We start from the raw sequence: 12,253 nt of genomic DNA, 5'->3' as shown, positions 1-12,253 counted from the left end.
ATGACCGTTCTCGCATACGTGGTGGGCGTCCTCGTCCTCGCCTTCGGCGTGGCCGCGTCCATCGCCCTGCACGAGATCGGTCACCTCGTGCCGGCCAAGAGGTTCGGCGTGCGCGTCACCCAGTACATGGTCGGCTTCGGGCCGACGGTGTGGTCGCGGCGGCGTGGCGAGACCGAGTACGGCATCAAGGCCATCCCGCTGGGCGGCTACATCCGGATGATCGGCATGTTCCCTCCGCGGGCCGGCGAGGACCCGGCCATGGTCCGCGTCTCGTCGACGGGACGCTTCAGCCAGCTCGCCGACGAGGCACGCAAGGCCTCCCTCGAGGAGCTGCGTCCCGGAGACGACAAGCGCGTCTTCTACCGCTTGCCCGTGCTGCACAAGGTCGTCGTCATGCTCGGCGGCCCGTTCATGAACCTCGTCATCGGTACCGTGCTCCTCACCATCCTCGTCACCGCCCACGGCATGCTGGCGGTGCAGGACGGCGCGCGGGTCGCCAGCGTGGCGCAGTGCGTCAAGACGGTCGAGCAGGCGCAGACCGACCCGAGCTGCGCCGACGCGCCCCCGACCCCGGCGAACGCCGCCGGCATCCTGCCCGGTGACGAGATCCGCTCCATCAACGGTGAGGCCGTCACGTCCTCCGCCGACGTCGGCCGCCTGGTGCGCCCTCGCGTGGACCAGCCCACCTCGATCGTCGTCGTGCGCGACGGTGCCGAGCAGACCCTCACGGTCACGCCCATCCTCAACACCCTGCCCGCCTACGACGACCAGGGACAGCCGATCCTCGCCGAGGACGGGACCCAGAAGGTCATCGAGACCGGCTACCTCGGTGTGTCCTCGGGAGCAGTGCTCGACTACGAGACCCAGCCCGTCACGGCGGTGCCGGGGATCATCGGCGACAACCTCTGGCGCACGGCAGGAGCGACCTTCCGGATCCCGCAGAAGATGGTGGGCGTCTGGAACGCCGCCTTCTCTGGCCAGGAGCGTGACGTCGAGAGCCCCATGTCCGTCGTCGGTGTCGGGCGGGTCGCGGGCGAGGTCTCCGCGGGCAAGCTCGACAGCTTCGTGGGGGAGTCGTGGGGCGACAAGGTGTGGTTCCTGGTCATGCTCATCGCCTCGCTGAACTTCATGCTCTTCGTCTTCAACCTCATCCCGCTCCTCCCACTCGACGGCGGCCACGTCGCCGGCGCCCTCTGGGAGGGCACCAAGAAGGGCTGGGCCCGCCTGCGCGGCAGGCCCGACCCCGGTCACGTCGACGTCGCCAAGGCACTGCCGGTCGCGTATGCCGTGTCGCTGGGTCTGCTGGTGATGTCGGCGTTGCTCATCTATGCGGACCTGGTCAACCCCATCAACCTCGGCGGCTGACCAGTTCCGTACGTTTTTCACCCAATTCCCGGGTTGTGCACCGGCGTGTCTGTGCATTTCGGGGGAATTGGGTGAGAAACGTGCGCAGGGCGAGGTGGGTGCGGCGTTCGGGGGTGTCGGTTGCGTGCGTGATAATGGATGACATGACTGTTGGTCTCGGTATGCCGTCCCTGCCCGCCCCCGTGTTGGCTCCGCGCCGCAAGACCCGCAAGATCAAGGTCGGCAAGGTCGAGGTCGGCGGCGACGCACCCATCTCGGTGCAGTCGATGACGACCACCCCGACGACCGACATCAACGCCACGCTCCAGCAGATCGCCGAGCTCACGGCGACCGGCTGCGACATCGTGCGCGTCGCGTGCCCGAGCCAGGACGACGCCGAGGCACTGCCCGCGATCGCGCGCAAGTCGCAGATCCCGGTGATCGCCGACATCCACTTCCAGCCCAAGTACGTCTTCGCCGCCATCGACGCCGGCTGCGCCGCGGTCCGGGTCAACCCGGGCAACATCCGCAAGTTCGACGACCAGGTCAAGCAGATCGCCGCGGCCGCCAAGGACGCGGGTGTCTCGATCCGCATCGGCGTCAACGCCGGCTCGCTCGACCCGCGCCTGCTCCAGAAGTACGGCAAGGCCACCGCCGAGGCGCTCGTCGAGTCCGCGGTGTGGGAGGCCAGCCTGTTCGAGGAGCACGACTTCCACGACTTCAAGATCTCGGTCAAGCACAACGACCCCGTCGTCATGGTCCGCGCCTACGAGATGCTCTCCGAGCGGGGCGACTGGCCCCTGCACCTCGGCGTCACCGAGGCCGGTCCCGCCTTCCAGGGCACCATCAAGTCGGCGACCGCCTTCGGGGCGCTGCTCTCCCAGGGCATCGGCGACACCATCCGTGTCTCCCTCTCCGCCCCTCCGGTGGAGGAGGTCAAGGTCGGCAACCAGATCCTGCAGTCGCTCAACCTCAAGCCGCGCAAGCTCGAGATCGTGTCGTGCCCGTCGTGCGGTCGCGCCCAGGTCGACGTCTACACCTTGGCCGAGCAGGTCACGGCAGGCCTCGAGGGCATGACCGTGCCCCTGCGGGTGGCCGTCATGGGCTGTGTCGTCAACGGCCCCGGCGAGGCCCGTGAGGCCGACCTCGGTGTCGCCTCCGGCAACGGCAAGGGCCAGATCTTCGTCAAGGGCGAGGTCATCAAGACCGTGCCCGAGGCGATGATCGTCGAGACGCTCATCGAGGAGGCCATGCGCATCGCCGACGAGATGGGCGAGCCCATGGACGAGGCGTCCGCAGGTGCTCCGAGCGTCACGGTCAGCTGACGCGTTCGGCGGGCGGGCGGCATACGTGCTGTCGGCAAAGGGACTCACAACTGCCGGTGAGAAGGGTGCTCGCCGCTTAGGCTGAGCACGTGCTTCGCACCCGCACCCCGGTGAGGTCGCTCACCAGAACCGACGTCGACGACGCCCTCGAGCTCTGCTCGCGCAATGTCGCGGCGCACGTCTTCGTCGCCGCGCGCATCCTCGAGTCCGTCAGGACCGGATCGGTCTCCTCGGCGATGGGCGTGCGTGAGGACGGTCGCCTCACCTCGGTGTGCTGGGCCAGCGCCAACGTGGTCCCCGTCGAGACGTCGGCCGATTCACGAGCCCTGTATGCCGAGCGCATGCGTCGGTGGCGCGGTCGCGTCGCATCGTTGCTGGGCTCGCGCGACGAGGTCGTCGACCTGTGGAACGCGCTGGAGCCGCACTGGGGAGCGCCCCGGGCGGTGCGTTCCCACCAGCCGCTGCTCTCGACGTCCACCCCGCCGTCGGTCCTGGGCGTCGACATGGATCCGCGGGTGCGGCTGGCCCGGGCCGAGGAGCTCGACCTCGTGCTCCCGGCGGCCGTGCACATGTTCACCGCAGAAATCGGCTATGCGCCCTACTCCGGCAACAGCCGCGGCTATCGCGGGTCGCTCGCGGCGCTCATCGCGCAGGGCCACACCTATGTCGTCGTCGAGGATGGCGAGGTCATCTTCAAGACGGACGTCGGGTCGCTGGCCCTGGGGTGCGCCCAGCTGCAGGGGGTGTGGCTGGCGCCGCACCTGCGCGGGCAGGGGCTCGCGGCACCGATGCTCGCCTCGGTGATGGAGCAGGTGATGGCCGGGCCGGCGCCGATGGTCTCGCTCTATGTCAACGACTTCAACGCCCCGGCGCTCGCGACCTATGCGCGACTGGGCCTCACCCCTGTCGGCGACTTCACCACGGTCCTGCTCTGAGCGGGCTCGAAACTTCTCGGCTCGCTCTGTCGATGACGGCCGTCCCCGTTCGTCATCGAGGTGAAGTTCGCCCATGACCCCAACGAAAGAAGGACCTCCCATGCAGTACCTCATGCTCGTCTGCCGCGACCGCGCCGACTCGCCCCAGCCGCCCTCGCAGGCGGACCGTGACGGGGCACCCGACGTCGAGCAGTGGTGGCGGGCGGCCAACGACGCCGGCAAGTACGTCATGGGGGAGAGGCTGCGTCCGGTGTCCGAGGCCCGCAGCGTCCGCGTGCGCAGCGGCGAAGTCGTGCTGACGGAGGGGCCGTTCACCGAGACCAGCGAGCTGATCGCCGGCTTCGACGTGCTCGAGTGCGACTCGATGGAGGAGGCCGTGCAGATCGCGTCCGGGCACTCCATGGCGCACGGTGGGGTCATCGAGGTGCGGGAGATGTGGCCCTTCGAGGGCTGAACAACCACCGTCGACCGCATGGCTCCATGAACGCCAGCTGGCGCAACTGCTCCCGGTCACAGGTGTGTGACCCCTGACAGGATGACGGCATGCCAGTGACCCCGCGGACGATCCCGCCGCTCGACAAGGCCACCATCGGGCTGGCGACGCTGTTCCTCAGCTCGGGAGCCACCCACCTCGTGCGGCCCCAGACGTTCGAGGGGATGGTGCCTGACGCACTGCCCCGCCGCCGCGAGCTGGTCTTCGTCAGCGGTGTCGCCGAGATCGTCTGCGGGGTGGGACTGTTGCACCCGCGCACCCGCAAGGCCGCGGGTCTGGCCAGCGCCGTGCTCCTCGTCGCGGTGTTCCCGGGCAACGTCAAGATGAGCACCGACCATGCCAAGCGGGCCCAGCGCAAGGGGGACACCGGGTCCAAGGCCTTCCTCGCGGCGACGATCGCGCGCCTGCCGATGCAGTGGCCGCTCATCCGCACGGCACTGCGCGCCGCCGGTCGCCACTGACGGCTGGTTCGGTCGGTGCCACAGAGCCCGGACCCCATCCCGGTCATGCCAGACGCGGCATCTGTGACGCGTTTGGCATGACGTAACGCTCGACCGCGAGCTTCACCTGCATCATGAACCGTTCGGGCTCGAGCCGCAGCCCGAGCACGGGGAGCCGCAGCACCCGCGAACCCTCGATGACGACGTCGTTGGAGCGCAGTGCGTCATCGAGCGGGTTCATGCCGAGGAGGTGGTGGCCACCATCGATCTCGACCACGAGTCCCTCCCACTCGGCGTCGAGGTAGGCCCGACCCGAGGGCAGCACGCGCACCACCTGCCGGCGCGGAGGAGGGATGCGGTAGCGCCGGCACCACGTGGTGAAGTCGAGCTCACCGAGGGAGTGGGCCCCGTCGCAGACGTCGCCGATGACGTGCCCGACGAACGCTCGTCGTGGAGATCGCGTCACCTCTGCCCACGCAGCGAGCACAGCGGCGGGTCGCACCAGCCGTTGCTGGACGGGCAGGCAGATGACGAGTGCGGCCTGCCGGTCGGTGCGTGCCCATTGAGCGGCATGGATGAGGGCCTGCTCGGGACGCACTCGTGGCACCCCGGCGCGAATCGTGGGTGGGAGCTGACGCCACACGTGCGGCCGCACCCCCGGCACGTCGAAGCGCGTCGACGCCCTGGGAAGCGAGACGTCGATGAGGTCGGGCGTGAAGCCGGTCATGCCCTGGGCCACCAAGGCAGCGGCCCCGTCGAGCACGGCACCGGAGCCCGACTCCCAGACCGCCGTCCACCACGCGGCGGCCGGCGCCTCGGGGACGGAGAGGACTCGCACGGTGTGCCTGCCCACGACCTCCCACCGCCGGGAGCGGACCTCCGTCCGGACGGCATGGCGGTCCACGCCGTGGCGTCGCAGCTCGGCCCGATGGGCCACTCCTCCGTGGTCGAGGGCAATCGCCTCGGCCACGGTGGCGCGCCGGGAAGGGCTGGGTGAGGGCATGCAGCGACCCTGCGGGGGACGTCCTCGGTGGACAAGGCCGCGGAGCGTGACCTGTGGACAGCGCGGGCCGGTCCACTCACCTGTGGACAGCCAAGGTCATGCCGAACGCGTCACATCCGACGCGTCCGGCATGACCATGACGCCGACGTCGGGCATCGAGTCATCGCCTCCACCCGAGGCCGGCATCACGCAGCGCTGAGTCCAGGACGCCGAGCGCCTCGGGGCCCATGCCGTGCAGGCCGGCGACGTCTGCACGACGCCACTCGCTCAGCTCTTCGAGGGTGGTGATCGAGGCCGAGGCAAGGGCTCGAGCGGCCGGGGCGCTCGTCGTCGGCAGCGGTGTCCCCATCGTGGCGAGCGTGTCGGCGATCCGCTGCCGGTAGGCGGTGGCGAGGGCGTCGAGGTCCGCGCGGTAGTCGGCGATCCGGCAGCCCAGGCCGTTGCGCTTGAGGAGGATCCCCTCGTCCGCCCAGTGCGGTATGGCCTGGGTGAGCAGGGGCGCCGGCAGGTCACCCGACGCGTTGGTGATCCGCCACCACGGCAGCCCGTCGCTGTGGTGGCGCAGAAACGAACCCACCTGGCGCGGCCCGATCCCGACGATGGCGCCCAGGTCGCCATAGCTCACGACCCGCCCGCGCGGCACCAGCTCGACCAGGGTCAGCACCCGCTCGATCGTCAGCTCGCTCGCCATGGCGGCCAGCCTAGGCTGGCGCAGTGACCCAGACCGCCGCCCCGAGCCTGTGGCGGCACGGCGACTTCCTGCGCTACTGGGCCTCACGCGCGGTGACGATGATCGGCTCCTCCGTCACGGCGGTCGCGCTGCCGGTGCTCATCTACCAGCTCACCGGCTCGCCAGCGCTCACCTCGGCGCTCATGGCGACGAGCACGCTCTCGATGGCCTTCTTCGGGCTGGCCGGCGGCGTGCTGGGCGACCGCTTCGACCGGCGTCGCATCATGATCGCCGCGGACCTCGTCAGCGCGTCGGCCATCGCGAGCCTTGTGATCGCGCACGTCGCCGGCGTGCTCACGCTTCCCCATGTGTATGCCGCCGCCTTCGCCTCGGCATCAGCCGCCGTCCTCTTCGACGGGTCCAGTGCCGGAGCGCTTCCGTCGCTCGTGGGCCGCCTGCGACTGCCGGACGCCAACGCCCGCATCTGGGGAACGCAGGGCGTGCTGGAGGTCGCGATGCCGGCCGCCGCCGGACTTGCCCTCGCGATCTGGTCCCCGGCGACGCTGCTCGTCGTCGACGTGCTGTCGTTCCTCGGCAGCCTGTTGCTCGTGCGGGCCATCAGGACCGCCCTGAACGGTGTGCGCGACCGCGCGGCACCCGTCACGCCCACCGTCCTGTGGGCCGACCTCCGCGAGGGCCTGCACTTCCTGCGCAGGCACCCCACCCTGTGGCCGCTGGCGATGGTCGCCTTCTTCGGGGCCGGCTCGGCCGCCGCCCTCCTGGGGCTGATCGTGCCCTGGGCCGACCGGGTCCTCGGTGTCGGCACGAGCGGCTGGCGGTTCGGCCTCCTCTTCGGCGGCTGGGCGGCCGGGGCGTTCGCCGCCTCGCTCGTCATGCCCCGGCTCAGCCGCCGCTTCGGTGCCATCCGGCTCGCGCAGGTCCTCTTCCCGGTGATGACGGTGCTGCTCGGGGTGCTGAGCCGGCTCGACCGCTACGGACCGGCGCTCGCGGTCTACGTCACCTACGCAGTGCTTCACGTGCTGGTCATCTCGGCGACGGTGACCTACCGGATGCAGGTCATCCCCGAGCAACTGCTCTCGCGGGTCAGCACCGCGTCGAGGACGATCTCGTGGGGTGGGGGAGCGACCCTCGGGGTCCTCCTCTCCGGGCAGGTGGCGTCGCGTGCGGGAGTGCCAACAGCCCTGGTCGTCGTCGCCCTGGCCAACGGGTGCGCGGCCCTGCTCACCTGGGTGCCGGCCCTGCGGCGGGCGGCACCCACGGCGAGCCACGCGGAATGCGGGTGAACGGCATACACCGGCGTCGTTATCCTTGGCGAGTTCCCCCTCACTGACACCTGGAGACTTCCCGTGGCGCTGCGCATGTCCTCGCTCTTCCTGCGAACCCTGCGCGAGGACCCGGCCGACGCCGAGCTGCCGGGCCACCGTCTCCTCGTGCGTGCCGGCTACGTGCGCCGTGCCGCTCCCGGCATCTACACGTGGCTGCCCTTGGGGCTGAGGGTCCTTCGCAAGGTCGAGGCGATCGTGCGCGAGGAGATGGACGCGATCGGCGCGCAGGAGCTGACCTTCCCCGCGCTGCTGCCGCGTGAGCCCTACGAGGCGACGAACCGGTGGACCGAGTACGGCGACAACATCTTCCGGCTCCAGGACCGCAAGGGTGGTGACTACCTGCTCGGGCCGACGCACGAGGAGATGTTCACCCTCACCGTCAAGGACATGTACAGCTCCTACAAGGACCTGCCGCTCAGCCTCTACCAGATCCAGAACAAGTACCGCGACGAGGCTCGTCCGCGTGCCGGGCTCCTGCGCGGGCGCGAGTTCATCATGAAGGACTCGTACTCGTTCGACGTCAGCGACGAGGGTCTGGAGGCGTCGTACCAGGCGCACCGCGCGGCCTACATCAGGATCTTCGACCGGCTCGGGTTCGAGTACGTCATCGTCGCCGCGATGTCCGGTGCCATGGGCGGCTCGGCGAGCGAGGAGTTCCTCGCCGTGAGCACGATCGGCGAGGACACCTTCGTCCGCAACGACGCCGGCACGTATGCCGCGAACGTCGAGGCAGTCGTCGTGCCCCAGGCTGCCGGCGTCGACGCCTCGGGCGTGCCGGCCGCGCACGTCGAGGACACCCCTGACACCCCGACGATCGAGTCGCTGGTCGCCGCGCTCAACGCCCACCACGCGCGCAGTGACGGACGGGAGTGGACCGCGGCCGACACCCTGAAGAACGTCATCGTCATGCTCGTGCACCCCGACGGCACCCGCGAGCCGCTCGCCATCGGCGTGCCGGGCGACCGCGAGGTCGACCCCAAGCGACTCGAGGCCCACGTCGCGCCCGCCGAGGTGGCAGCCTTCGACGAGAAGGACTTCGCCGCGAACCCGGTCCTGGCCAAGGGGTACATCGGTCCGGGCGTGCTCGGTGCCGAGCGGGAGTCCAAGATCCGCTACCTCCTCGACCCGTCGATCGCCGAGGGATCCGCGTGGGTCACCGGCGCCGACGAGCACGGCAAGCACGTGCTCGACCTCGTCCACGGTCGCGACTTCACCGCCGACGGCACCGTCCAGGCCGCCGAGATCCGTGACGGGGACCCCAGCCCGGACGGCAACGGCGTGCTGCACACGGCACGTGGCATCGAGATGGGCCACATCTTCCAGCTCGGCCGCAAGTTCGCCGAGGCGCTCGACCTCAAGGTGCTCGACGAGAACGGCAAGCTCGTCACCGTGACGATGGGCTCCTACGGCATCGGCGTCTCGCGGGCCGTCGCGGCCATCGCGGAGGACACCCTCGACGAGGTGGGGCTGTGCTGGCCCCGGGCCGTCACCCCCGCCGACGTCCACGTCGTGGCCACGGGCAAGAACCGTGAGCGCGACGGGGCCGTCTTCGCCAAGGCCGACGAGCTCACCGCCGCCCTCGAGGCGCACGGCCTCGAGGTCCTCTACGACGACCGCGAGAAGGTCAGCCCCGGCGTGAAGTTCAAGGACTCCGAGCTCATCGGCATCCCGACCATCGTCGTCGTCGGCAAGTCGCTCGAGAACGGCGTCATCGAGATCAAGGACCGCCGCACCGGCGAACGCCGCGAGGTCGCGGTCGACTCGGCCCTCGACGAGGTGCTGGCCGAGGTGCGCGGGGACTCCGCGTGAGTGCGGCCGCAGGCTCCCCTCGACCCCTCGAGGCGGTGGTCTTCGACTGGGGCGGCACGCTCACGCCGTGGCACGAGGTCGACCTGCCCGAGCAGTGGCGCGTGTTCGCGCGCCAGGTGCACGGCATCCCCGTCGACTCGAGCGAGATGCCTCCCGAGGAGCTGGCCGAGGCCGACTCCCTCGCGCTGCGCATCCTCGAGGCCGAGGGCGAGGCGTGGAAGCGTGGCCGGACCGACCACTCGAGCTCCTCCCTCGAGGCGATCCTCGACGTCGCGGGCGTGGACCCGGCACACGACCGGCACCACCTGGCCCTCGCCGCCTACCGGGGCTTCTGGGAGCCGCACACCCACACCGACGAACAGGTCCGTCCGCTCTGGGAGGGGTTGCGGGACAGGGGCCTGCGCATCGGCGTGCTGTCCAACACGATCTGGTCGCGCGAGTACCACCGCGAGGTCTTCGCGCGCGACGGTGTGCTGGACCTGCTCGACGCCGACATCTACTCCTCCGAGATCCACGTGGTGAAGCCGCACGCCGACGCCTTCCGCGCTGCGTGCGACGCCCTCGGTGTCGAGCCGGAGTGCGCGGCCTACGTCGGTGACCGGCCCTTCGAGGACATCCACGGTCCCCAGCAGGTCGGGATGCGCGCCATCTGGGTGCCGCACTCGGACATCCCCGTCGACCAGCAGGTCGACGTCGACGTCACCCCCGACGCCGTGGCCCACGAGCTGCTCGACATCCTCGACATCGTCGACCGCTGGGCAGGCGCTTCCGGGGAATGAGCGATCCCGAACTGACGACCTATGCGCTCATGGCACTCGCCGGCTTCGTCGCGGGCTGGGTCGACGCGGTCGTCGGTGGTGGGGGACTCATCCAGATCCCGGCTCTGCTCCTGGGCTTCCCCGGGGCAAGCCCCGCCCAGGTCCTCGCGACCAACAAGATCGGGTCCATCGCGGGCACGGTGGCGAGCGCGACGACCTACTGGCGCCGGGTCAGGCCGGACCTGCGGACCGCCCTTCCCATGGCGGGGGTGGCCTACTTCGGGGCCATCGGTGGTGCACTGATCGGCCTGCACATCCCCAAGTCGGCGTTCAACCCCATCATCCTCGTCATGCTTGTGGCGGTCGGTGCGTACACGCTCTTCAAACCGACGCTCGGCACCCAGACCGCGCTGCGGTGGGACGGCACGCGACACACCGTCACGGCCATGGCCGTCGGCTTCGTCATCGGGATCTACGACGGGGCGCTGGGGCCGGGGACCGGGTCGTTCATGGTGTTCGCGCTGGTCGGGCTCATGGGATACGCGTTCCTCGAGGCCAGCGCCAAGGCCAAGATCGCCAACTTCGCGACCAACCTGGGCGCCCTGACCGTCTTCGCCCCCGGTGGCCACGTCATGTGGAAGATTGGTGCGGTCATGGCCATGGCCAACCTCGCGGGTGGCTACGTCGGAGCTCGCACCGCGGTGTCGCGGGGCAGTGGCTTCGTCCGCGTCATCTTCGTCGTCGTGGTGGCCGCGTTCACGATCCGCATCGGAGGACAGGTGCTCGGTGTCTGGTGAGTCGCGTTCCGTCGAGGACCTGGTGGGCCGGCTCGAGGCCCTCGTGGCCCGGGTCGCACCACGGCGCGCCGTCCTGGGGATCGCTGGACCGCCGGGAGCCGGCAAGACCACGTTGGTGACTCGGCTGCTCACGGCCGTCACGGCATACCCCGCGTTGTCCGGTCGGGTCGCGCACGTGCCGATGGACGGCTTCCACCTCACCAACGCGACCCTCGAGTCGCTGGGCCGACGAGACCGCAAGGGTGCCCCCGACACGTTCGACGCCGTGGCGTATGCCGGTGTGCTGGCGTCCGTGCGCGCCGAGCCTCGCGCTGTCGTCGCCGCCCCGAGCTTCGACCACGTCGTGGGGGAGCCGGTCCCGCACTCCTGCATCGTCCCGGTCGAGGCGGACCTGGTGGTGACGGAGGGCAACTACCTGCTGCTCGGGTCGGGGGACTGGACGGGGGTCACGGACCTGCTCGACGAGGTCTGGTGGTGTGCCCTCGACGGTGACGTCCGGGTGGAGCGGCTCGTCTCACGCCATGTGGGGACGGGGCGTGAGGTCGTCGACGCCACGCAGTGGGTGCTGCGGTCCGACGAGGCGAACGCGCAGCTGGTCGACGGGGGAGCGGAGCGGGCGGACGTCGTGCTGCTGGACGGTGTGGTCGTCCGCGAGGGCTGACTTCCGCATGCCCCTGTGGTGCAACGGTGCTGGATGCCGAACGGAGTGGCTGTCAGTGCTGGCTTGTAGGTTTGGGGACATGGAAACGATCGCGATTCGAGGCGACGAACCTGCAGCGCAGGTGACCTCTCTCGTGTCGTGGTTGGCGTCGGTTGATGCCGAGGGTGTGACCGAGAAGCAGCGGCTCGATAGCGTCGCGGCGTTGGAGGCGCTCAAGGGCGCGGCGGCTGCGGCGCAGGCCCGACTGACGGCCGCTGCGGTCATCGATCGTGAGGCGTTGAGTGAGGACTCGCGCAGTGTGCGCGCCGACCTGGCTCTGGCGCGGCGGTGTTCCCCGAGTTTGGCGGACCAGAACGTCGGGGTCGCCAAGGCTCTTGTGGGTGAGATGCCCGAGACGATGGCCGCGCTCACCCGTGGGGAGATCAGCGAGCGGCGAGCGATGCTCATGGTGCGAGAGACAGCCTGCCTGAGCGTGGAACACCGCCGCGAGGTCGACAAGCAGCTCGCCCCGAAACTGGCAACCATGGGTGACAAGAAGTTGGCTGGTGCCGCCCGCAGGGCTGGTGCGAGGTTGGATGCGGAGTCTCTGGCTGCACGCAACCGTCGCGCCGTGGCCTCACGGCGGATGAGCGTGCGCGCTGCGGCGGACGGGATGGCCTAGCTGTCGATCCT

The 12,253-nt window shown here is 70.1% G+C and carries 13 protein-coding genes; 11 read left to right on the top strand and 2 right to left on the bottom strand.

Annotated elements, in window-relative coordinates:
- The 5 genes from ASG74_RS05180 to ASG74_RS05160 all read left to right on the top strand — a co-directional run bounded on the left by ASG74_RS05180 (position 1) and on the right by ASG74_RS05160 (position 4,558).
- Positions 1-1,365, top strand: coding sequence for a M50 family metallopeptidase (locus ASG74_RS05180; protein ID WP_056139749.1), 1,365 nt, complete (start codon positions 1-3; stop codon positions 1,363-1,365).
- 143 nt (positions 1,366-1,508) lie between these two features.
- Complete coding sequence (gene ispG / locus ASG74_RS05175) at positions 1,509-2,669, top strand: flavodoxin-dependent (E)-4-hydroxy-3-methylbut-2-enyl-diphosphate synthase (RefSeq protein WP_056139746.1); 1,161 nt, start codon at positions 1,509-1,511, stop codon at positions 2,667-2,669.
- 89 nt (positions 2,670-2,758) lie between these two features.
- Positions 2,759-3,604, top strand: a complete 846-nt coding sequence (locus ASG74_RS05170) for a GNAT family N-acetyltransferase (RefSeq protein ID WP_056139745.1) — start codon at positions 2,759-2,761, stop codon at positions 3,602-3,604.
- Positions 3,605-3,704: 100 nt separating this feature from the next.
- Positions 3,705-4,058, top strand: coding sequence for a YciI family protein (locus tag ASG74_RS05165; RefSeq protein WP_056139742.1), 354 nt, complete (start codon positions 3,705-3,707; stop codon positions 4,056-4,058).
- An 89-nt stretch (positions 4,059-4,147) separates the two neighbouring features.
- On the top strand, positions 4,148-4,558 hold the full coding sequence (locus ASG74_RS05160) for a DoxX family protein (protein WP_056139739.1): 411 nt from the start codon (positions 4,148-4,150) through the stop codon (positions 4,556-4,558).
- 43 nt (positions 4,559-4,601) lie between these two features.
- Here the strand turns inward: ASG74_RS05160 and ASG74_RS05155 are convergent, their stop codons facing one another.
- Together ASG74_RS05155 and ASG74_RS17815 are read right to left on the bottom strand one after the other, a co-directional pair.
- A complete protein-coding gene (locus ASG74_RS05155) occupies positions 4,602-5,540 on the bottom strand; it encodes a hypothetical protein (protein WP_056139737.1) in 939 nt (312 codons plus the stop codon).
- Between the two features lie 160 nt (positions 5,541-5,700).
- On the bottom strand, positions 5,701-6,231 hold the full coding sequence (locus ASG74_RS17815; protein WP_082569538.1) for an MGMT family protein: 531 nt from the start codon (positions 6,229-6,231) through the stop codon (positions 5,701-5,703).
- A gap of 23 nt (positions 6,232-6,254) precedes the next feature.
- Here ASG74_RS17815 and ASG74_RS05145 point away from each other — a divergent pair, with 23 nt between their 5' ends.
- The 6 genes from ASG74_RS05145 (at position 6,255) to ASG74_RS17580 (ending at position 12,242) form a co-directional block, all read left to right on the top strand.
- Positions 6,255-7,514, top strand: a complete 1,260-nt coding sequence (locus ASG74_RS05145) for an MFS transporter (RefSeq protein ID WP_056139736.1) — start codon at positions 6,255-6,257, stop codon at positions 7,512-7,514.
- Between the two features lie 63 nt (positions 7,515-7,577).
- On the top strand, positions 7,578-9,365 hold the full coding sequence (locus ASG74_RS05140) for a proline--tRNA ligase (RefSeq protein ID WP_056139734.1): 1,788 nt from the start codon (positions 7,578-7,580) through the stop codon (positions 9,363-9,365).
- Entirely contained in the window at positions 9,362-10,144 is a 783-nt protein-coding gene (locus ASG74_RS05135) for an HAD family hydrolase (protein WP_056139731.1), read from the top strand. The genes ASG74_RS05140 and ASG74_RS05135 overlap by 4 nt, the downstream gene beginning before the upstream one ends.
- Entirely contained in the window at positions 10,141-10,920 is a 780-nt protein-coding gene (locus ASG74_RS05130; protein ID WP_056139729.1) for a sulfite exporter TauE/SafE family protein, read from the top strand. Before ASG74_RS05135 ends, ASG74_RS05130 begins: the two co-directional genes overlap by 4 nt.
- Positions 10,910-11,581, top strand: coding sequence for a nucleoside/nucleotide kinase family protein (locus ASG74_RS05125; protein ID WP_082569537.1), 672 nt, complete (start codon positions 10,910-10,912; stop codon positions 11,579-11,581). The genes ASG74_RS05130 and ASG74_RS05125 overlap by 11 nt, the downstream gene beginning before the upstream one ends.
- 79 nt (positions 11,582-11,660) lie before the next feature.
- The gene (locus ASG74_RS17580; RefSeq protein ID WP_056139727.1) at positions 11,661-12,242 is read left to right on the top strand and encodes a DUF222 domain-containing protein; all 582 of its coding nucleotides are present in this window, start codon (positions 11,661-11,663) and stop codon (positions 12,240-12,242) included.
- The last annotated feature ends 11 nt before the right edge of the window (positions 12,243-12,253 follow it).

Origin of the sequence: Knoellia sp. Soil729 (genome assembly GCF_001427985.1) — a bacterium.
GTDB lineage: Bacteria > Actinomycetota > Actinomycetes > Actinomycetales > Dermatophilaceae > Knoellia.
The sequence above is the reverse complement of the archived record's forward strand: the minus strand, read 5'-3'. Positions and strand labels throughout refer to the sequence as shown.